General features: G+C 60.4%; 18 protein-coding genes and 1 pseudogene. 9 read left to right on the top strand and 10 right to left on the bottom strand.

Features of this window, described 5'->3' with window-relative positions; genetic code table 11:
- Positions 1-31: 31 nt before the first annotated feature.
- The 3 genes from C482_RS13560 to C482_RS13570 form a co-directional block, all read right to left on the bottom strand.
- Entirely contained in the window at positions 32-1717 is a 1686-nt protein-coding gene (locus C482_RS13560) for a gamma-glutamyltransferase family protein (RefSeq protein WP_006168212.1), read from the bottom strand.
- 96 nt (positions 1718-1813) lie between these two features.
- Positions 1814-2899, bottom strand: coding sequence for a DNA-methyltransferase (locus C482_RS13565; RefSeq protein WP_006168213.1), 1086 nt, complete (start codon positions 2897-2899; stop codon positions 1814-1816).
- Positions 2900-3153: 254 nt separating this feature from the next.
- Complete coding sequence (locus C482_RS13570) at positions 3154-3849, bottom strand: hypothetical protein (protein ID WP_006168214.1); 696 nt, start codon at positions 3847-3849, stop codon at positions 3154-3156.
- 319 nt (positions 3850-4168) lie between these two features.
- On the opposite strand from C482_RS13570, the gene C482_RS13575 reads away from it, so the two are divergent.
- On the top strand, positions 4169-4819 hold the full coding sequence (locus C482_RS13575; protein ID WP_006168215.1) for a hypothetical protein: 651 nt from the start codon (positions 4169-4171) through the stop codon (positions 4817-4819).
- A 13-nt stretch (positions 4820-4832) separates the two neighbouring features.
- Here C482_RS13575 and C482_RS13580 read toward each other — a convergent pair whose 3' ends face one another.
- Both C482_RS13580 and C482_RS13585 read right to left on the bottom strand, forming a co-directional pair.
- Entirely contained in the window at positions 4833-7583 is a 2751-nt protein-coding gene (locus C482_RS13580; protein WP_006168216.1) for a type IV pilin N-terminal domain-containing protein, read from the bottom strand.
- A gap of 141 nt (positions 7584-7724) precedes the next feature.
- Positions 7725-8672: an HhH-GPD family protein gene (locus C482_RS13585; RefSeq protein WP_006168217.1), complete on the bottom strand. Its 948-nt coding sequence runs from the start codon at positions 8670-8672 to the stop codon at positions 7725-7727.
- Between the two features lie 1116 nt (positions 8673-9788).
- Here C482_RS13585 and C482_RS13590 point away from each other — a divergent pair.
- The 3 genes from C482_RS13590 (at position 9789) to C482_RS13600 (ending at position 11706) form a co-directional block, all read left to right on the top strand.
- On the top strand, positions 9789-10640 hold the full coding sequence (locus C482_RS13590) for a triphosphoribosyl-dephospho-CoA synthase (RefSeq protein WP_006168218.1): 852 nt from the start codon (positions 9789-9791) through the stop codon (positions 10638-10640).
- Complete coding sequence (locus C482_RS13595; protein WP_006168219.1) at positions 10637-11401, top strand: DUF447 domain-containing protein; 765 nt, start codon at positions 10637-10639, stop codon at positions 11399-11401. The genes C482_RS13590 and C482_RS13595 overlap by 4 nt, the downstream gene beginning before the upstream one ends.
- A 113-nt stretch (positions 11402-11514) precedes the next feature.
- The gene (locus tag C482_RS13600) at positions 11515-11706 is read left to right on the top strand and encodes a 30S ribosomal protein S17e (RefSeq protein WP_004267024.1); all 192 of its coding nucleotides are present in this window, start codon (positions 11515-11517) and stop codon (positions 11704-11706) included.
- A gap of 143 nt (positions 11707-11849) precedes the next feature.
- Here the strand turns inward: C482_RS13600 and C482_RS13605 are convergent, their stop codons facing one another.
- Positions 11850-12125 carry a hypothetical protein gene (locus C482_RS13605; RefSeq protein ID WP_006168220.1) on the bottom strand — a complete coding sequence of 92 codons (276 nt, stop codon included), beginning with the start codon at positions 12123-12125 and terminating at the stop codon, positions 11850-11852.
- Between the two features lie 253 nt (positions 12126-12378).
- Between C482_RS13605 and asd the strand changes: the two genes are divergently transcribed.
- Together asd and C482_RS13615 are read left to right on the top strand one after the other, a co-directional pair.
- Positions 12379-13413 carry an aspartate-semialdehyde dehydrogenase gene (gene asd / locus C482_RS13610; RefSeq protein WP_006168221.1) on the top strand — a complete coding sequence of 345 codons (1035 nt, stop codon included), beginning with the start codon at positions 12379-12381 and terminating at the stop codon, positions 13411-13413.
- A gap of 102 nt (positions 13414-13515) precedes the next feature.
- Positions 13516-13971 (top strand): DUF7344 domain-containing protein, encoded by a 456-nt coding sequence (locus C482_RS13615; RefSeq protein WP_006168222.1) that lies wholly within the window; start codon positions 13516-13518, stop codon positions 13969-13971.
- Between the two features lie 125 nt (positions 13972-14096).
- Here the strand turns inward: C482_RS13615 and C482_RS13620 are convergent, their stop codons facing one another.
- Positions 14097-14531: a universal stress protein gene (locus tag C482_RS13620; protein WP_049896742.1), complete on the bottom strand. Its 435-nt coding sequence runs from the start codon at positions 14529-14531 to the stop codon at positions 14097-14099.
- Positions 14532-14899: 368 nt separating this feature from the next.
- Positions 14900-15925: a D-2-hydroxyacid dehydrogenase gene (locus tag C482_RS13625; protein ID WP_049896739.1), complete on the bottom strand. Its 1026-nt coding sequence runs from the start codon at positions 15923-15925 to the stop codon at positions 14900-14902.
- Positions 15926-16087: 162 nt separating this feature from the next.
- Here C482_RS13625 and C482_RS13630 point away from each other — a divergent pair, with 162 nt between their 5' ends.
- On the top strand, positions 16088-17479 hold the full coding sequence (locus C482_RS13630) for an NAD(P)/FAD-dependent oxidoreductase (RefSeq protein WP_006168225.1): 1392 nt from the start codon (positions 16088-16090) through the stop codon (positions 17477-17479).
- A 70-nt stretch (positions 17480-17549) separates the two neighbouring features.
- On the opposite strand, the gene C482_RS20530 is transcribed toward C482_RS13630, so the two are convergent.
- On the bottom strand, positions 17550-17765 hold the full coding sequence (locus C482_RS20530; protein WP_006168226.1) for a hypothetical protein: 216 nt from the start codon (positions 17763-17765) through the stop codon (positions 17550-17552).
- On the opposite strand from C482_RS20530, the pseudogene C482_RS13635 reads away from it, so the two are divergent.
- Positions 17761-18188, top strand: a pseudogene (locus C482_RS13635) (manganese catalase family protein); the annotation flags it as partial. The gene C482_RS20530 and the pseudogene C482_RS13635 sit on opposite strands and share 5 nt — an antisense overlap.
- Before the next feature lie 353 nt (positions 18189-18541).
- Positions 18542-19624: an NAD(P)/FAD-dependent oxidoreductase gene (locus C482_RS13640; RefSeq protein WP_006168228.1), complete on the top strand. Its 1083-nt coding sequence runs from the start codon at positions 18542-18544 to the stop codon at positions 19622-19624.
- Positions 19625-19753: 129 nt separating this feature from the next.
- Here the strand turns inward: C482_RS13640 and C482_RS13645 are convergent, their stop codons facing one another.
- The gene (locus C482_RS13645) at positions 19754-20134 is read right to left on the bottom strand and encodes a DUF7344 domain-containing protein (RefSeq protein WP_049896743.1); all 381 of its coding nucleotides are present in this window, start codon (positions 20132-20134) and stop codon (positions 19754-19756) included.
- Positions 20135-20470 lie beyond the last annotated feature (336 nt).

The raw sequence follows: 20470 nt of genomic DNA on the forward strand, positions 1-20470 counted from the left end.
AAGAGAGTAGGAACCGGTTCGGCAGCTACGCTCAGTACCCGATCGCGGCCCCGTCCTTTCGCGGCTCAGTCGCCCCGGAGAGCGCGTTGCCGTTCTGGCGGACGATCTGGGCACCACCGAACATCACTGGCGGGAGAACGCCGACATCGTGACCCCTTCGGGCGAGTTTCGTCAGTGCGGGGAGTCGGTCCTCAACGCCCAGAGTACCGTCCTCGCGGTAGCGCCAGCGCGGTGCATCGAGGGCGTCCTGTAGCGACATATCGTAGTCGATCAGGTTCGAGAGCACCTGGACGTGGCCCTGGGGTTGCATGTAGCCGCCCATCACGCCGAAGGCGAGCCAGTCGTCCTCATCGAGTTTCGCGATTGCTGGAACGAGCGTGTGGAACGGCCGTTTGCCGGCTTCTAGACTGTTCGGGTGGTCCGGATCGAGCGAGAACGACGCACCGCGGTTCTGGAGCGCAATCCCCGTCTCGCCTGCGACGAGGCCGCTGCCGAAGCCGGCGAATCTGGAGTTGATGTAAGAGACAAGGTTCCCCTCGTCGTCCGTGACGGTCAACAGCACCGTATCCGCGTCCTCGGCGTTCGCGTTCGGCACGCCGACTGCGGGGTCCTGAATTGGAGTGTCGCCGATCGCGTTCGCCCGCTCGCTCGCGAAGGACTTGGACGCGAGCGGCGGAATCGTCTCGTACTCGGGGTCCGTGATATAGTGGTGGCCGTCGACGAACGCCAATTTCATCGCCTCTGTGAAGGCGTGCACACGCTCGGGTGAGTCGTAGTCGTACTCTCCCGCGCCGATTTCCTCCGCGATATTGAGCGCCTCGAGTGCAATGAGTCCCTGATTGTTCGGCGGGAGTTCGTACACCGTCGCACCGTTGTACATCGTCTCGACAGGGTCGATGAACTCTGGCTCGAAGGACGCGAGGTCGTCGCGGCTCATACCCCCGCCAGCAGCCTGAATCTCTTCGACGATGGCGTCCGCAATGTCGCCCTCGTAGAAGGCGTCTGCCCCTTCGTCGGCGATTCGTTGCATCGACTCACCGAGTTTCGGCAGGGTAACGACCTGCCCAGGGTCCGGGCTCTCGTCATCGAAGAGGTACGCCTCGCGGGCATTTTCGTCCGTAAACAGCTCCTCAGCACCGCTCCAGTGGTGGGCGATGACCGGCGAGACGGGATACCCCTCCGTCGCGTAGTGAATCGCCGGCTCGAGCACGTCACCGAGTGTCTTCCGACCGAGTTCCTGCACGGTCGCCTCCCAGCCACGGGCCGTGCCGGGCACCGTAACCGTGTGCGGACCGAGGAAGGGCATCTCGAGTTCGTCTTCGTCAGCGTCACCGTCGACTGCATACCCGCGCGATTCGGGATAGTACTTGCCTGGATCGTCCAAGTCGCGAAGGGACTCGCGAACGGTCTCAATCGATGTCTCGGCCGGTGCACCGCCACAGGAGCGCATCGCACCGACCTCGCCCTCTGCGGTGCGATAGAGTGCGAAGACGTCGCCGCCGAGTCCCGTCGAGGTCGGCTCGACAACGTTGAGCGCAGCCGCGGTCGCGACAGCCGCGTCGAAGGCATTTCCACCGTCCTGCAGGATAGAGACACCAGCTTGCGCTGCAAGCGGCTGGCTGGTCGCAACCATCCCCCGTTTCGCGTACGCCGTCGATCGTTTCGAATCGAAGCGATCGAGATCGATTGAGTCGTTCACAGTGGTCACACCCGACATACTGGCGTGAACCATCAAAAGTACCGGTGTCAGTGTCAAACGGCGTTCTGCCAGCTGTTGAACGAAATACGTTCTGTTGTAAACGCAATCCAATAGCTAGCCGTTGTCCTCGAACAAGGGTTCGTGAAGGGCACGGTAGCCATCATCGACGGCGTCCGTTTCGACAACTTCTCTGAACAGGAGTTTCCGCTCCATCTTGGTGACAACCGACGTATCGTAGTGGACCGCATCGTAGGACGGTTCCTTCCCTTCTGCTCGGCGCTGCTCGACAAACTCACGATGCCGGTCGAGACGCGCCCGCCCAACGGATCGGGATAGTGATGGCACTCGCTCGACCCGCTCGTCGAAAACCTCGCGAAAGCCCGACTCGAGTTCCTGTCCGATCGAGTGCCGGCCGGCACACATCGCGGCCAGCGTCGTCGTGCCGGTCCCCCAGAATGGGTCGAGCACCGTATCACCGTAGGTGGAGTACATCGTGATGAGTCGGTAGGGAATCTCGAACGGATACGCGGCGGAGCGGTCACGCAAGTCCGGTTCTTGATCGCTGCCCCCGTCGTCACCACCAGGGCACTCGAGGTGCTGTAACTCACCTTGGACGCCCGTCCAGACATCCGAGAACCAGTTGTTTCGCTCCTCCCAGAAGTATGCCGCCTCGTAGCGCCGATCTGCACCGGGTTCGAAGGAGCGGCTGTCGCCGCCGTTGCGAAAGAGCAACACGTACTCGTGTTCCAGCGTCACGTACGCGTTCGGCGGCAGCGTCCCGCTGCCCATGAACTTCGCGGCGCTATTCGTCGGCTTGCGCCAGAGTACGTCGGGTAATGGGTCAAATCCGCGGGACTCGAACGCCTCGAGTACCCGCGCGTGATTCGAGAAGACACGAAAGCTCCCGTCGATCGATCGGGTCGCGTCGCCGACGTTGATACAGGCGATGCCGCCGTCGACGAGCACTCGCTCAACCTCGTCCCAGACGTGATCGAGTTGGGCGTGCATCGCCTCGAACGCCCGGCGACCCGCGCCGGACTCGAGTGCGTCGCCGATCGCGGGGTCGAGCTCGGTAAAGAGGTCGTCCCACATTTCGATCATGGGGTAGGGCGGGGACGTGACGACGAGTTCGACGGTGTCGTCGTCGACCGCGGCGAGGTCGCGAGAGTCACCGACGAAAACGCGATGGGTCGTCTCCATTGGCTTCACACTGTCGGCGTCGGCCCCTTAGCTCCTTCGTCAGCGCTGCGCCGTGACCGATCGTCGGCATGCGATAGAGACGACGGTTGCAGTCAGCTACCACCGAACGGAAAACGGCGAATTCAGAAGCGAGCATCGAGAGACGCCTCGGACGACGTAGAGTAGGAGGAAGCTATTTCGACGGTTGAGATCACGAGGAAGCTATTTCGAGTGACTCAGATCGGGAACTCCAGTCTATAATGACGGTGCGGGTGTTACTCTTCATCTTCATCTTCGTCTTCGTCTTCGTCCTCGCTCTCATTTTCCTCGTCGTCCCCCGCATCTGCTTCCGCATCCTCGTCCATTTCCTCGTCGGATTCCGCTTCAGTGTCTTCGTCCGCATCCTCGTCATCTTCATCTGTGACATCCATCTCACTCTCAGCAACGTCCTCGAGTCCCTCCTCTGCTTTCTCCGCCAGATCGGTCGCCGGCTCGAACTCCTCGATCGGCTCCCACTCCTCCTCATCGCTCGACAGCCGTCGCCGGAGATACGCGATTCCGACAACCGCCGCGACCAGCAACACGAGCCGCACAAACCCGCTGGAACCACCGTCATCTGAGGATTCGGTCACATCATCGGCGACCTCCTCGACCGCCTCCGTCGCTTCGTCGACCGTCGACTCCGCACCTGTCTCTGTCTCCATCACGTCCTCGATCACCTCCGGTTCGTCCACATCCGAAAGCGGCGTCTCCTCGAGTGGCGGCGATTCGCGCCCGGCGAGAAACCCCAGCGCGGCACCGACGCCGAACGCGCCGGCAGCGAGTCCGAGCGAGCGCTGTTCGTGTGCGTCGCCGGACTCCTCGACGGCTTCGAGGATCGATTCGCGCATCGGCGAGTCGAGCCCTTTCCCGACGGCTTCTTTAACGACTATTTCGGAGAGACTCCTGTCCTGTTGTTCTGACTCGGGCATAATCCGGCACGACAACACCCCCGTACATAATTCTGTGGACCGTTTTTCAGCGCCCGTACGCGGGGAAACTGGGTAAGACGAACATACCCGTATATTGAGTGTCAGTATGTGGGTGCTACAGTCAGCCCCTGTTGAGTGCCAATGGACTTACTCGATACGGGTACGCATACGGACGCGTTCACGAGTGCCTGAGTGTGTGAGAGATAAACACAGGTAGTTACTGCCGATCGTGTGGGGCCTCCTACTCGGTCGCAGCCGGCGTGCAGTAATAATCGGATAACGAAACCCACCCGGACGAAAGACTCAGAGAGTGAGTACTGTGAGCGTGATTCGACATCCCGGCGTCCTCGGTCGCACGACCCGGCAGCGACTCGTTGGGGTGACCACAGCCCTCACAATCACGGTCGTTGAAGCACTCGCCGTCGGCTTCTGGTTCGGTCTCGTCGTCGGCTCCGGGACGACCACCGCGGCCCTGCTCGGCCTTGGAATTCTTTGTTGTGGGGCGTTTCTCAGGGCCGGAATCGTCGATTCGACCGTGAGTAACGCCCGTTCGGCGGTCTACCTCAGACGTGGCAGTACCGCCCTGACACTCGCTGCGGGCTGGGTCGCCTGGTTGCTCATCGCCGAGTTCATCGCCGGACTGACCGGCCTCATCGTCGCCACCGTCTTCCTGACGGGCCTCCTCACCGCCCAGTTCTGTTTCGAGCGACGACTGTTTCAACCACAGTCGCCGAATCTCTCCTCGTTCGACCCTATTCTCTCCGCAGCTCTGCTCGCGATCGGTGCTTCGACATTGCTCGCAACGGCCTGGTTTGCCGACTGGACGAACGGCTCGCCGCTGGTCGAACTCGAGGTCACCTCTATTGTCATCCTGGTCGAAGCAGTACAGGTTGCAGCGCTCGCGTTCGTCTGTTGTGCCTTCCTCGCACACCAATACAGAGTACAACGGCTACTCGATTCGGACGTGTGAGCGACGCGATCGGTCAGTCGTCGAGTCGTTCGTACGTGAGTTGGCTGTCCTCCTTGTACACGACCACCGCCATGGTCGGTTCTTGGTCGCTGTGTGGACTGGATTCGTCGATCGCATCGATCGTCGTGGTATCGCCCTCGGAGACAGTCTCATGTTCGTCCCAGCCAACTGGGTCCATCTGTGTCGGTTCGACGATCACAGCCAGGTCGTCAGCGTCGATGGCATCGCCGCCAACGTGTTCGACGGTTACGTCGCTGGCGTCCATATCGTACTCGACGTCGAACTCGACAGACGGGACCACAAGGTGACTTCGGACCGATCGCGGTTCGTCAGGTACGACCCACTGGACAGTAAGCTCAGTGCCGGCATCGAACGTCCCGAGCTCGAGTTCGTCACCGACAGTCAGCGTCTCGTGGCGATCCGCGGGTTGGATCTCGGCTGGCTCGCCGTCGACGAGGAGTTCGAAGGAATCGGCGTCTCGGTCCGTCCGCTCGCCGTAGACGGCAACAAGTCCGTCTTCGCGTTCGTCGAAGCGGAACGACCGATTCGGTTCCGGTGTGAAGTGGAAAAGCGAGCGGCGTGAAACGTAGTTTTCGCCCTCCTGAACCATCATGACGGTGATGCGGTCTTCAACGCCAACATCCTCGAGGACGATGCTGTCGCCGTCGGTCAACGTCTCGTACTCCTGCTCGAAGAGCTCACCCTCCAGATCGTCGTCCACGTCGGCAGAACCGTCGCGTCTGTAGTTGATAGAGAGGAACGACGGGTCGGCAGGCTGGCTACCAGTGTAAACAATGTCGACCGCACGCGCGTCGTGATCGTACTCCGCGTCGAGCAGGTCTCGGCCAGCAGTTGTACGGCCAATACTGTATTCGGTGTCCTCTGGCCCCTCCCAGACGAGTTCGACTCGCACGAACGGCTCGGCCTCGGCCGTGAGGCTGTCGCCAGGTTCGAACGTGTCGTACTCGTCGACCGGCTGTACGGCCATCGGGTCGTCACCTGCCCGTAACTCGAGATCGTCAGTGTCGACCGCAGTACCCTCAACGTGGTCGACCGTGATCGTCCCCTCGCTGTCGTCGTAGCTAATATCTACGCGGGCGTTCGGTCGGATGACCTCTTCCGCGACGACCGCAGGCTCGTCGGGTTCGAGCCACTCGATGGCGACGTGCGTACCGTGGTCTACCTCGCCGAGTTCGATGTTGTCGCCCTCCGACAGGGTGTCGGTCACGTCGGTAAACTGCGTCGCTGCTGGCTCGTCGTCGGCCAGCACGCGGAACTCATCCGCGTCGCGGTTCTGATCACCGTGGTACCAGGCGGTAACGGTATCTTCGCGGCTGGAGAGGAACATTCGGGGCGGCCGAACTCGATGAGAAGCGAGCGACCGTTGTGCCCTGTTCGGATTAGCTGGCACCGCCGGGTTGAGCGACACCCGATCGCCCAGCGTGACGTCCTCGACCGTAATCGTCTCGCCGGCCGTCAGCGAGCGTCGGCCGTCGACCGCCGATCGCTCGGTGCTCGCACTATCGTCCGTCCGGTGAACCAGTTCGAGGAGTTCGGTATCGACCTCACGCTCACCAGTGTACGTGATTTCGACGGTGTCGGTATCGTAGTCGTAGGTCGCCTCGAACGACTCCCTGCCGACCGTGGTCGTCCCGTAGTAGTAATAGACGCCGTCGTCTTCATCGAACCAGCGCAGTCCGACGTCAGCGATCGGCCCCGTCTCGAGTTCGAAGCTATCTCCCTCCGAAAATCTCGTGTACTCGTCGGCGAGCTGGTCGTCGGCGAGGTCGCCGTTCTGCCACACCTCGAGCATGTCGGCATCGATCGAGTCGCCGTCGGTGTGTTCGAACGTCACGACACCATCGTCGGCGTTCGATCGGGCGCGAACGGTTGCGTCAGGGGCAGCATCACGGTCCCGTTCTGGCGGTTGTTCGGCAACTGCGTCCACATAGACGACAGTCCCCGAACGATCGATCGACGTCTCGAGAATCTCACCGTTCTCGAGTCGCCGGAGTTGTTCGTGGACCCACTCGTCGTCAACATCGTCCGCACTCGAGGACAGCTGGAACACGTAGCTGTTTTCGAGTGTGTCGTCGTCGCTGCGTGTTCCAAGTGGGTGTTCGAATCCGATGCCGACCGCGTCGACCAGCTCGGTGTCGATCCCGGGGGGAGAAACCTCAGACACGTCCGGGACGATCGTCACGTAGGACATCGAATCGAGGTGTTCGACCATCGTCCTGATTACGTCGGAATCAGAAAGAAGGGACGCCTCGTCTCCGTTTGCTGCCGCGATGGCTGCGTCGATCGTCTCTTCGCTGTCGTCACCGAGTGCGATAATCAGTTTTCCATCGGCGGCTACGAGGGGGTCGCCATTGACCTCGCCGACGGCCCAGCCGTCAGTGTCGTCGTCACCGATATTGGGCTGCTCGAACGAGCCAGTGATCGCGGCCAGTTGCATTTCGTCGCCAATGGCCAGAACGGTTTCAGCGACCTCGTCGGTGTCGATTTCGTCGAACTCGTCGACAATGCCGTGGGTTCCAGGGTAGCCAGGCTGGTGTTCCTGACCGTCAACACGCGAGTAGATGATATGTTGAACAGTCGTCTCAAGGGTCGATTCTGCGGGGACCAGTTCAAAAACGGACTCAATGTCAGACGGGAGGGATGCCTGACTGCCGGTCGCGCCGTCGGTCGCTGCACCAGTGTACCCGGAGAGGGCGATGGCTGCGACGGTACCGCTTCCGGCAAGTAGTTCACGTCTTCGCATGCCCAAACCGTTTCTAATCTTTACCCTTTAATCTATTGGAAATATAAACTGTGTTCGGACCCAATAGCAGTAGATCACACAGACTGGCCACTCGTGCGCTGTGTCGGTCGAAAAAACGAGCAAAGTCGGGTCCGGTCGGCGTTAGCGGCGGAGTCGTGCAACAGTGTCTTCTCCGTCCCCGTCCCCGTCCCCGTCGAACTCGACTAACTCGTCGTCCTCGAGGTCCGAAAGGAGCCCGCCGAGCCACTCCCGACCGTACTCCCCGTCCGGCGTGTAGTCGACGCGGATCCGATGGCCGAGCGTGTCCAGTTCGAGTTCGTCGTATTCCTTGAGCGTCGAGATGATTCGTCCACGGAACTGGCGACGACTTCCCTCGAAACTGGGCTGCGTCGGGACATCCGGAGCGGTGAAGTCGCCGCTGGCGTAGGCCGAACACCACTCGCGCCACGGACAGCCGGCCTCGTCGCACGAGGGCGTCTGCTCGCAGGCGACTCCGCCGAGTTCCATGATCGCGTTGTTCCAGACCCGGGAACGACCGTCGGGCATGAGCTCGGTCGCTGCATCCTCGAACGCTGCGTCGTCGTCCGGCACGTCGAACGCGCGATAGAGAACGCGCTTGACGTTCGTGTCGACGACAGCGTCGCCGTTGTTGAACGCGAAGCTGGCGACGGCGTTTGCCGTGTAAGGGCCGACGCCCATCAGCTCCTGGAGTTCGTCGGGCGTCTCGGGAAACGTCCCGTCGTACTCCGTTTCGATCTGCGCTGCGGCCTCGTGGAGATACTTCGCTCGGTTGTTGTAGCCGAGACTGTGGCCCGTCCAGAAGCCGACGACGTCGGCTCGGTCGGCCGCCGCGAGGTCAGCCGTCGACGGCCAGCGCTCAAGGAACTCCTCCCAGGCCTCGACAACACGGCCAAGTTGGGTCTGCTGACTCATCACTTCACTGATGAGAATTTCGTACGGATCCTCGGTCCAGCGCCAGGGGAAGTCGCGGTGGTCGTCCTCGTACCACGCGATCAGCGCGTCGCGAACGGGCTCACAGTTATCGGGAAGGCTCGATGACGATGACTGTGACGCCTCCGTATTAGTCATCGGTCAAGGTTAGGCGGTCCGAGGTTTAGGGCTAGTGATCTTCGGTGCTCAGAATAGACGCGTTGGGCTGGCGCACACTCAGGCAAACGATGGGTACCCAAATAGCCAAGGGCAAATCTTTACAACAGGTTGTGCTGTATGCACACATGCACCAGGGCAAGGTTGCCGGCACCGGATACAGGAACAGTCTCCGGCGAACGTTTCCAACCAGTACTGACTCCTGGTGCAGTGACGCTTCGCACAGCGATACTGGGCACACCCGCGCCACAGCGACTCGCGGACGCGAGACTCAAACGGCGGGCACGATCACGACTCCACTCCAGGTCGGCTGTCACCACCGACGTGGACGGACCACCAGTAGGATCCACCCGTGATCGCAACCGAGCGGAGAGCAAACGAACGTCACGTCGATGCTGACTGGTCAGGGTGTTCCTGACCAGTCCGCGTTTTCCTCACCAGACGGGCCATCCAATCGGACAGCCACTGGCAAGCCCAACCGACTCGCCACCAAACTAGCCCGCAGGCGTCATCAAACCGGACAGTCGTCCGAACGCCAGCAAACATTTATGTTCAATGGTAGCATACATCATACTGTGGCAGCGCCGCGGGGACACACCAGCCGATCGATATGAACCGGTGCAAACCGGTCGTCTCGAGTCGGGAGAAATCGAGTGTCACGTAAAACGGACACGAGATGCAGTCCTCGACGGAGGCCTCAGGTGGTCCAATACGTCTCTCCGTTACACGACGGAGATGCGCGAGAAGACCAAGTATCGGATCACGGGCAACCGAGATTCGAGAACCTGTGCTCGATCAGATCACAGCACGGTCGCATGGATCACAAACAGGTCTTCCGGCTGGGTCCAAACCGCGCCTGCCAGCATTTCTCGGCAGTGTATTTCACAGCAGGTGTGAGTACGAACAGGACCAAAGCTATCGATGTGGGATATCACAGACCGCCAGCGTGTACGTTCCGCTGTACGCTTCAAGCACAACCAATCCCAATCAAAGCCCAAGCACAACTAACGCTCCAACCAAGGCACAATCACGTCTAAACACCAACCAAAGCCAAGCACAACCCACACGCCTAAACCACCGCACCAACTCGCTCAACACATGCGTACGCCAGCACAAAACGCACACCTGGCGCTGCTGCTCGAGGTCGCCAGCACGCCGAAGCCCGGCAACGTCGACCGCAACCGCGATCTCGAGGACCTTCGGTTCGAGCACTTCCTCGCAGGGGCAGTCGGCTCGCAGCGTGGCCTCAGGATGGCCGCCGATGGCGCAGCCATCGGACCTGCTTTCGAGCGAGCCGTCGCCGGCATGGCCACACAGGAGGGCGACAACACCCAGTTCGGCGCACTCCTCTTGCTCACGCCGCTCGTCCGTGCCGCGGCGACCGAACTCTCTCAACCCGTCGCCGAAGCGCTCGTCGAAGAGACGACTGTCGCAGACGCCGCAGCCTTCTACCGCGCATTCGAACACGTCGATGTCTACGTCGACGACCCGCCCGAGGATATGGCCCCCCTCGACGTTCGCCGCGGAAGTGACGCGATCCCGGCACTCGAGAAGCGTGGGCTGACGCTGGTCGACGTGATGGAGCAGAGCGTTCCCGGCGACGACGTCGCTCGCGAGTGGGTGACCGGCTTCGAGCGGTCGTTCGCCGCGGCGGAACGGCTCGCAACCGCCGACGGACCGTTGCCCGACCGCGCCGCAACGGTGTTTCTCTCGTTGCTCGCAGACCGGCCCGACACGTTGGTCGCGAGTCGGCGCGGCGAGGACGTTGCACGAGAGGTCACCGACCGGGCAGCCGAGTTGGCAGCACAGGACGCACTCAGCACTGATCAAACTGCAGTCGAGACGTTCGCCGATGAACTCGTCGAGCGCGGGATCAATCCGGGGACCACGGCGGACATCACCGCGGCCGCACTGTTCATCGCACTCGAGTCCGAACTGGTCACAGTATGAGTGGTGAGCGCGACGGTCACGATACTGGTGGCGCAAGCGTGAACGAGAGCGAGCGGGAGCGGGAGGACGAAGCGGATGCTGGCTCAGAGACGACAGAGTGGCCAGTCGAACTCACTGGCGTGACGGAGTCCGTCGTCACGACCCTCGGACCGAACGGACTGTGGAACGCGGCAGCGCTTGGGTTGTTCGCGGACACGGACACGGGCGAGAACGAGAACGAGAGCGAAACTGAGCCAACGGTGGAGGCCGACACGGACAGTGAGACCCGCAAGACGCCGAAGACCGCCACGACAACCAAGGCCCCCACAATCACCGCCCGAACCTGGGGCAACACCCGCACCCGACGCAACTTCCATCGCCAGGGCGAGGGCTACATCCAGTTCGTCGACGACCCCATCGCTTTCACCGACGCCGCACTCACCATCGACGAACACGAGGAGCCAGTCCTCGACACAGCCGCCGCCTGGGTCCGCGTCGAGGTCGACCAGTTCGACTCGGGCACCGAGAACGGAACCGAATGGGAAGCCTGGACGCTCGAACCCGTCGACAACGCCGTCGTGCGCGAAACAGTTCCCACCATCAACCGGGGCTTCAGCGCCGTCATCGAGGCCACCGTCGCAGCCTCACGACTCGGCGTCCCCGGCTACGACGACGCCGAGCTCCGAGAGCGACTCTCGTTCTTCGCCGACGTTGTCGACCGCGCCGGTGACTCTCGAGATCGGCTGGCACTCGAGTCCGTTCGCGAATATTCAGAGTGGTGAGCCGGTGATCGGGGACAAGGTGGCGAATCGATCAATCACTCGACGGATAGAGAAACAGTACGGAGGAAACACAAGAGAAAGGGATTAAGAGCCTCTGGACGGAACCTCCCTGTATGGCAATCAAACCGGCCTACGTCAAGAAGACCGGGAACCTCCTCCTGGAGCGGTACCCGGACGCGTTCACGACCGACTTCGAACAGAACAAAGACAGCGTCGACAAGCTCACGAACGTCGAGTCCAAGGGCGTTCGCAACCGCATTGCAGGCTACGTGACGCGGAAGAAGGGCGCGCAGGTTCCTGCATAATCCGTCGGCATTCTTGCGTTCGATTCGAGTTCGGTGAGCGGTAGTGCTCGACTGAGCAGCAGTGGTGTGTCTTGTGAGTCGTACCGCTAGCGTTTGGAGAAGAACAGAATCGCTGCCGTGCGATCGTGTCGGACCGTGCGACGTTACTGGTCGAAGCCGGGTTCCATGTAGAACGCGGCGACGAACGCGACGAGCGCGACGAACAGCATGAACATCCCTCCCGCGGTACCTGTCACGAGGTTGAGCTCGGTGCCGACAACGGCGAGTTCGGCCGGTTCCTCCGCTCTGGCTGCCTGGTAGCCCGTCCAGATCATCAACACGCCGATCAGCGTACAGATAGCTGCGACAACTGTCGAACCGATGCTAAACGGCGTCTTCTGAAGACCTGGCTCGCGCGAGGTGTTTGTCGCCTCGGTCATCGTGACCACTCCGATTGTGCGACACGCCCAACGAATCGGGTCTGTCGAATGTTCATCGGTCGTTCAATGCAGCCCCGTTTTCTTAATTTCTTCTATGGACGCGCGACGGACCTCGCACTATCTGGTCGACCACACATGCTCTATGCCACCAGCCAGCACTATAGAATTGAACAGGTGTCAACAAATACTGCCGTTATCAGCTGTGCGATGAAAATCCAAACGGTTTTGCGGCCACGACACACAGTGACATAAAATGGCAGTACGAGTAGGCGTACTCGGCGCAACTGGCGCCGTTGGACAACGACTGATTCAGCATCTTGAGCCGCATCCTGACTTCGATATCGCCGCCCTGACTGCGAGCGACTCGAGTGCCGGAAAAACGTACCGACAGGCCGCAAAGTGGCGCGTTGACAGTCCCATCCCCAACGATATCGGGGAGATGACCGTCACCGCGACCGAGCCTGGCGAGGTTCCCGACGATGTCGACCTCCTCTTTTCGTCGCTCCCTTCGAGTATCGGCGCAGAGGTCGAGCCGGACTTCTGTGAGGCCGGCTACGTCGTCTCTTCGAACTCTTCGAACAGCCGGATGGCCGACGACGTGCCGCTGGTCATCCCGGAGATCAACGCCGAGCATCTCGATCTGATCGAGGTCCAGCGCGACGAGCGCGGCTGGGACGGCGCGCTGGTCAAGAACCCCAACTGCTCGACGATCACGTTCGTCCCAACGCTCGCTGCAATCGCAGAATACGGCCTCGAAAAAGTTCACGTCTCGACCCTGCAGGCCGTCTCCGGTGCTGGCTACGACGGTGTTTCCTCGATGGAGATCATCGACAACGCCATCCCGTACATCGGCAGCGAGGAGGACAAACTCGAGACGGAGTCCCGCAAACTGCTCGGTGAGTTCGACGGCGCAGAACTGTCCCACAACGAGATGTCCGTCTCGGCGTCGTGCAACCGCATCCCGACGATCGACGGCCACCTCGAGAACGTCTGGGTTGAAACCGAAGACGAGCTCACGCCGGCCGACGCCGCCGAGGCAATGCGTTCGTTCCCGTCGCTCGATCTGCGCTCCTCGCCAGAGCAACTCATCCACGTCTTCGGCGAACCAGATCGCCCACAACCGCGTATGGACCGCACCGTCGGCGGCGGCATGGCAATCGCAGCGGGTGGCCTACAGGAGACGCCGTTTGGCCTCCAGTACAACTGCCTCGCACACAACACGATCCGCGGGGCTGCGGGCGCAAGTATGCTGAACGGCGAACTGCTACTCGAGAACGGCTACCTGTAGCGACTCCGAGTCCTATTGACTGGCTTTTACTCGATTTGTAGTTTCAGTTTACCTCGTTGTTTTGGCACGCGACACAAGGGGATCGCACTCACAGTAACGAGTATGCTTCCAGTGATCTCCGATCCCGAATCGCTCTCGACGCCTGCTGGCTCTGACGATGCTGCAACGACTGACACTATCTTCGATCTCCTCTCAGACTGGCGTCGCCGCGCCGTGCTCCGCTATCTCGATGGACACGGGGGAACGGACCAAGTCCCACTCTCAGATGTCGCCGATCACGTCGTTCTCGCCGCCGACGGGCAGGACACCGGTGCCCTCGCTGCGACCGGTGACGCCCTCCTCGGAACGCGCAAGCGAATCCACATCTCACTTCGCCACACGCACGTTCCGAAGCTAGCTGACGCCGGTGTACTCGAGTTCGATCCCGAGTCGAACACGGTGGCGCTTTGCAAGACGGGCGAGGAACTCGACGCCCAGTTGCGGAAGGAAAGAGAAGACCGTGGCGCTGACGGTAAGTCCGACGGTGACGGGGATTTCGTTCCCGAAGCGACTGGCTGAACAGCCACGGTCAACCGTATCGCGGCAGTTCGAGTGCTAGATCGCATCTATCTTGCTGTTTGACTATTGTTGTCTGACTAAACGACCACCTGAACGAACCACCGTCTATCGTCCGCTGTCCGCCGTCAGTCCGTCGTCAACTGTGGCAGGGCCACGGCTGGAACGGTCCCTTCTTTGACTAGCCGACGGGCGACATCGCCCGTCAACAGCTCTGCGATCCGGTTTCCTTCCCGAGCAGTGAAGACGACAGCGTCTGCATCGTACTCGTCCGCTGCATCGAAGATCGTTTCGACGATATCCGTCCCGAACAGCGTCTCGGACTCGATCGCCGCAGGAGAGTCGACAAGCGGCTTGCGGGCCTCATGGAAGATTTCATCGGCGTACTCCTGTCGTTTTTCCATCGGTGCCTTGTCGATGGTGCCGCCCCCCTTCTCGATGACATTTACCAGAACAACCCGACTGGTCGTATCGAGATGCGGGGTGAGCGCTTCGGCCGTGCGCTTGCCATCCTTGGGGTCGGCCGCTGGGACGATTACCGTCCCGTCGAACGTAAGCGTCATCGTGACCCCTCTGGTACCGAGTTCGAACTCCTCGTCGCACACGTCGTCTCTCCGACACCCGATTCGAATACCATGCCGGCACTTCGGGATAGAGTGCTAAAAAAGTGTACGCGTCCCTGCGTTCACGGGCAGACGGACACTTCCCCGTTCCGGCTGCAGATCCCGATCCCAGACCCCGGCACCAGCTTTCGCGGTCGGAGCACCAGTTCTGATCGACTGCACGGACTCGAGTAGCAGGCAACTATAGTAGCCACTGCAAGTCACTGCACACCTGATCGCACGACGGCAGCGCGGTTCGGAGCGAGTAGAACGAGTGAGAACCGCGGACGTGCGATCAGTGTGTAACTAGTTGCAGCTGTTACTATAGCTCAGGGACGAACCTGATTGACGAGTTCGGGGTCCGGTTCGTCCTCACTGTTCTCGAGTCGCCTGACGTTTTCCGCAACGATGTCGGCTAACCGATCGTAGTACTGTGGCGTATGTCCCGCGTTGTGCGGCGTGATCTGAACGTTGTCGAACGTCCAGAGCGAGTGGTCCTCCGGAAGTGGCTCGGGATCGGTGACGTCGAGCGATGCGCCACGAATTCGACCACCCCGCAGCGCGGTGACGAGCGCGTCTGTGTCGACAACGGGGCCACGAGCGATATTGATCAGCACGGCCTCAGGATCGAGCGTCGTCAACGCCTCGTGATCGATCAACCCACGCGTCGTCTCCGTGAGCGGACACGCCAGCACGAGGTAGTCTGTTCTGGCGAGTGCCTCCTGGAAGTCCTTGCCTCCGAAGCCGATAACCTCGTCTGTTGGCCCACCCTTCCCCGGCGAGTGTCGAACACCAATCGTCTCGACACCGAATGGTTCCAGTCGCTCACAGACCGATTCTCCGATCGCACCGAGGCCGACGACCGTCACCGTCGATCCCTGCAGTTCGTACGCCTTGTAATGACGCCACTCCCGCCGGCGCTGTCGTCGATTGCCCACGTGAAACCGGCGGGTGAACCGAAGAATCGCTCCCAGTACGTGCTCGCCGATGTTCGGACCGTGGACACCCGACGCGTTCGTCACGGTCACACCGCGGTCTTCGAGTTCGTCGAGCGGCAGGTGTCCCGTCCCCGCATACGCACAGGCGAACGTCTCGAGTTCCTCGGCGAACTCAAGTAGCTCCTCGTCGAGTGTCATCCCGGTGACGAAGCTGGCAGACTGGATCGCCTCGCGTTCCGCAGCAGGGGTGCGCGCGAGTTCGACCGTGTGTTCCGGGAGCCGATCACGAATGGCGTCGACGTACTGTTCGACCGGCTTTCCGTGGGTTCCCTTCCGGAGGACGAGAACGTCTGGACCTGTCACTGGCGGTTCTATGGCAGACTCAGTATAATCGTCGTGTGCGTCATTTGGTGGCATGTACGTGGCCTCACGCGGTGCGGGCAAAAACGTTCGTCTCACGGTGAGATCGGTACAGAGTGAGATCTGGACGACCGATAACGGCCGTCAAGTACCTGAGGGACTCCCTTCCAGACGAGAAATACAGGTACTTTAATACGGGCCACTGATTCCACACGGAGTATGGAACGCGTTGAGGTCGCGGTCGTCGGTGGCGGACCCGCGGGTGCCACCGCGGCCGAACGGGCCGCTGCACACGGAGCCGAGACGGTCCTCTTCGAACAGGGAGTTCCCCGCGAGGATCGCGAGGAACTCGGGCCGGACTCGACGGACGCCGCCGGCATGCTCGACTACTGGATCGATATCATGGACTTCGAGTTCGAGGAGATCCCCGACGAGGTTGTCCTCCGCGAACTCGAAGGCACCGAGTTTATCGGACCGAATAGCGCCGTCGAACTCACCACGACGGGAATGGACGCTAGCTATCCAAGGTTCGGCTACACATTCCACCGCGCGCGGATGGACGACTGGCTCTACGAGCGTGCGACCGACGCCGGCGCGGACCTGCGCGTCGGAACCGGCGTCTCGGATCTGGAAACCGACCTCCGATCCGAAAGTCCGAAGGGACCAACCCACACCCTGACGCTCTCGAACGGCGATCAGCTCGAGGCCCAGTACGTCGTGCTCGCCGACGGCCCACAGCGCCGAATCACACTCGGGGCCCTCGATCAGTTCACTCCGCCGGGACGAAGCATCACGGACCAGCTCTCGCCGCCGGAAGCGAACCACATCGCCTACCAGGAATACCGGGAGTTCCCGCCCGAACTGTTCGAAGAGTTCGAGGACACTCTCAAGTTCTGGTGGGGCTACATGCCGGGCGAAACTGCTTACCCGTGGGTCTTCCCCAACGACGGCACCGTCGCCCGCGTCGGCCTGACGATGCCCATCGGCATGCGCCTTGAGGATGTCGACAACCCCGATGCCTACGCACTGCTCGACCCCGAGGACGACCAGTTACCATCCGGCTCCGAGTACATCACGCGACTGCTGGAACTCGAGTACGGCGACGAGTACGATATCGAGGAAGACATCCCAATCGTCGAGGACCGCGGCAAGTCGACGGGGACGGAAACGTACCCGATCTCCTCGACGCGGCCAATCGACTCACCTGTCGGCGCGAACATCGCCGTGGCTGGCGGTGCAATGGGGACGACCTCGGCCTTCCACGAGGGCGGATATCACGTCGCCGTTCGTACCGGCAAGATCGCCGGCCGGCTCGCCGCCACGGACTCGCTCGAAAACTACAACGATGTCTGGAAGCGCGCCATCGGTGACGAGGTTCTGCGCAACGTCTCGTTTGCGGACATCGTCAAAGCGTACGAACCCGATGACTGGGACTGGGCGTTCGACACCGTCAGTGATATGCAGGGTGGCAGCTCCGATAACGCCCTGCTCAACCGGACCTACTCCGCTGGGATCGGCGCGACAAAGATCCTTGGGGCGTACAAGAAGCGGAAGTTCAACTACCGCAACGGGAAGTACGTCCAGTTCAGCGAAGACGACTACATGTACTGACCGGCGCAAGTAGTCACTTCTTCTCGGACACTGCCATCGATCGAAGCAGATCGATCGTTCTCACGGATCGTCATTGACCGTTCAGTGATGTCTCTATCCCACGCAATTCGATTGGCACGAACCGAGCCGGAAGCGTGGCCGAGGATGGCAGCGGTGGGGCCGAACCGTTGCCCTCCTGCTCACTCTGACCCGCCTCTCCCGCCTCGTCTTCGACCCCCTCCTGCAACCCGAGCCCGAACGACCGCCCCGACTCAGGAACCGGACCGTCCGCCGGCGTGAAGAGCAACGACCTCTATGCGAATGTAATGGTCGAAGGCACCGGTCGCACCCTCGCAACGCGGCTCTGGGAGTATACCGACGACCCCGGTATGAAGGACATGCTCTCGTACCTGATTGCCCGCGACACGATGCACCAGAACTAGTGGCTTGCTGCACTCGAGTCTCTCGACGACCCAGTTCCGGTTCCTGCGAGTTTTCCGCAGGAGGTGGAAAACCAGAAAGTCAACTACGCGTTCATGTCGACTATGCGCGACCCACAGGGCGATCCGAACCTCCCCTGACTGATGGAGAGGCACCTGATGGGAAGGAAGAGTTCAGTTACCTCGCCGAACAACCGGGCGACGGGCCAGGAATTCCATCTGATCCAGACCCAAGCACGTACAACACACCGGAAGACGAGTACGGTAGCATTCGTCGCCTGAGACAGTAACCGCGGTGAAATCGACCGACAAACGGCTGCCCGACGGGAGTGAAAGCGTTAAACGCGCCACGAACCTACCTCAAATGCGTGCCTTTAGTCCCCGGCCGAGCGAACCCATTCGGGAGCGATGACAGCACGGCGAACCCAGGCGCGCAACACGTGATCCACCCGGCACGAGGGTTAGCCAGCCGACGCGGCATGCCGCCACGGGATGAGGCTGGACGTTAGTGTTCCGGGTGACAGTTTCTGTACACCGCGTTGTCGCTATCACTACCAGTGATGAGACTGGTATAATCGTACCATGGAAGGTGCCTCACCAGATTCGCGGAGAGGTTTTTGACTCTCCTCAGTGAACCAACGGTATGACGAAGGAGAACACATCAACAACGTTTGATGTTGTTGTCGTTGGCGGTGGCCCTGCTGGACTGAGCGCTGCACTGTACTGTACGCGACTCGGAAACACAACCGCGCTTATCGACCGTGGAGGCGGACGCGCCGCTATGATGCAGGACGTCCACAACGTTGTCGGCATCTCCGAGGAAACGAGCGGAGCCGAACTCTTGTCGACTGGGAAAGAACAACTCGAAGCGTACGGGTGTACAGTCTTTCGAGATACCATCTCGTCTTGTTCCCGCAGAGAACAAGACACTCGTGAATCCACTAAACAGGGTTCCGACGGATCAGGACCAGATACTGAAGACTCACCATCACAGATCACGCTCTGTGGAACTGACACCGACTACGTCGCCGACTACGTCGTTCTTGCAACCGGGTTTACCGACGAGAGACCAGACCCACCATTGCCACGGACTGGGCGTGGCCTTCACTACTGTTTGCACTGTGACGCCTACATGTTCATCGACGAGCCGGTCTATGTCATGGGAACGTCCGAGAGTGCTGCGTACGTCGCTGCAATTATGCTCAACTTCACATCCGATGTTGACCTCCTCACACGAAACACCGAGCCGACCTGGAGCGACGATACCGAAACGATGCTTTCGAACCACCCCATCGAAATCGTCCATGAGGAAATCGCCAGCGTTCAGAACGGCGACGACGGCTGGCTCGAGTCACTGACGTTCGAGGACGGAACTGTTCGTGAATACACCGGCGGATTCGCGATGTATGGTTCGGACTACAACAATGGACTCGCAGCAGAACTCGGCTGTGCACTCAACGACGACGGGACCGTCATCGTCGACGATCATGGTCAAACCTCGGTCGAAAACGTCTACGCGGTCGGCGACCTCACACCAGGTCACAATCAGGTCCCAATCGCTCTCGGTGAGGGGGCACGAGCAGGGATTTCGATTCACTGGAACCGACGTGAGTTTCCCCGGGATCCAACCCTCATCGACGAACTCGGACCGGTCCGCAACCAGGATGTTCCGGGAATTCCGGACGAGTTACTCGAACGTGCAGTCGAACATCACACCTACAACTGAGGCGAATGCGATCCTGCTATTCGGGACGTGTACTACTCCATGATCCAGCTGAATAGACACCTAGTCTTACCATGACCGCCCGCACCGGAACAGAGAAATACCGTGGAATACTCGACAGATGCTCAGACGTTAGTCCTCAAAAACCGGTTCGGAGACTGGTTCGGATTCACTTCCGTACGTAAGAGGACCCTGGGTATCCTGTGAGTTAGTTTCAATTGCACGTGAGTGTGCAACGGTATTTCGAAGCGTACTGAACCGAGACGTAATCTGAACGTTGTCGTCTCCATACTCGACGAGGCCGTGCTCTGCAAGCCGCGGGAGATGATTATGATGGAGCGAGACGCGGATCGACCTCGGAACAACATCCGATTCCCACTCGGAAACCTGTCGGACGAGGTCATCAATGGTCGCATTCTCGTTGTCTAAAAAGTAGTACAAAACGTACCGCCGCCGAGACGCAGACAACAGTTCATAAACGCTATCGAGCCATGATCCACCGGAATCTGACATAATCTGCTCGTACCAGAGGCAGTTGAATAAGGTTCCCTCCAAAAGAATTTGGTATTCTTGCCAATCACCTACAAAAGTGTAAATTATTTGATTATGAGTACATAAGAGTATTCTTCACTACAGTAGAATGATTCATTCTTGATGTGTACTAGTCGCTCTAAATTGACATTGGGCAATCATCTTGAGTGTTTGACACGCGATAAATGCAAAACGCCCCGCAGAGCGATCGCTCTGTGGGGCGTAAGTATGAGATGAAGTATGAGTAGGGGCGGCGAATCGGCTCTCCCAGAGGGTCTCCCACTCCAGTACTCACCAATACGCAGGCAGGCTTATCTT

Source organism: Natrialba chahannaoensis JCM 10990, assembly GCF_000337135.1.
Lineage (GTDB): Archaea > Halobacteriota > Halobacteria > Halobacteriales > Natrialbaceae > Natrialba > Natrialba chahannaoensis.

Bases quoted from the DNA above. Each gene is read 5' to 3' on its own strand.
- C482_RS13560 (WP_006168212.1), bottom strand. From the start codon at position 1,717: ATGTCGGGTGTGACCACTGTGAACGACTCAATCGATCTCGATCGCTTC.
- C482_RS13565 (WP_006168213.1), bottom strand. From the start codon at position 2,899: ATGGAGACGACCCATCGCGTTTTCGTCGGTGACTCTCGCGACCTCGCC.
- C482_RS13570 (WP_006168214.1), bottom strand. From the start codon at position 3,849: ATGCCCGAGTCAGAACAACAGGACAGGAGTCTCTCCGAAATAGTCGTT.
- C482_RS13580 (WP_006168216.1), bottom strand. From the start codon at position 7,583: ATGCGAAGACGTGAACTACTTGCCGGAAGCGGTACCGTCGCAGCCATC.
- C482_RS13585 (WP_006168217.1), bottom strand. From the start codon at position 8,672: ATGACTAATACGGAGGCGTCACAGTCATCGTCATCGAGCCTTCCCGAT.
- C482_RS13590 (WP_006168218.1), top strand. From the start codon at position 9,789: ATGCGTACGCCAGCACAAAACGCACACCTGGCGCTGCTGCTCGAGGTC.
- C482_RS13595 (WP_006168219.1), top strand. From the start codon at position 10,637: ATGAGTGGTGAGCGCGACGGTCACGATACTGGTGGCGCAAGCGTGAAC.
- C482_RS13600 (WP_004267024.1), top strand. From the start codon at position 11,515: ATGGCAATCAAACCGGCCTACGTCAAGAAGACCGGGAACCTCCTCCTG.
- C482_RS13605 (WP_006168220.1), bottom strand. From the start codon at position 12,125: ATGACCGAGGCGACAAACACCTCGCGCGAGCCAGGTCTTCAGAAGACG.
- asd (WP_006168221.1), top strand. From the start codon at position 12,379: ATGGCAGTACGAGTAGGCGTACTCGGCGCAACTGGCGCCGTTGGACAA.
- C482_RS13615 (WP_006168222.1), top strand. From the start codon at position 13,516: ATGCTTCCAGTGATCTCCGATCCCGAATCGCTCTCGACGCCTGCTGGC.
- C482_RS13620 (WP_049896742.1), bottom strand. From the start codon at position 14,531: ATGACGCTTACGTTCGACGGGACGGTAATCGTCCCAGCGGCCGACCCC.
- C482_RS13625 (WP_049896739.1), bottom strand. From the start codon at position 15,925: ATGCCACCAAATGACGCACACGACGATTATACTGAGTCTGCCATAGAA.
- C482_RS13630 (WP_006168225.1), top strand. From the start codon at position 16,088: ATGGAACGCGTTGAGGTCGCGGTCGTCGGTGGCGGACCCGCGGGTGCC.
- C482_RS13640 (WP_006168228.1), top strand. From the start codon at position 18,542: ATGACGAAGGAGAACACATCAACAACGTTTGATGTTGTTGTCGTTGGC.
- C482_RS13645 (WP_049896743.1), bottom strand. From the start codon at position 20,134: ATGTCAGATTCCGGTGGATCATGGCTCGATAGCGTTTATGAACTGTTG.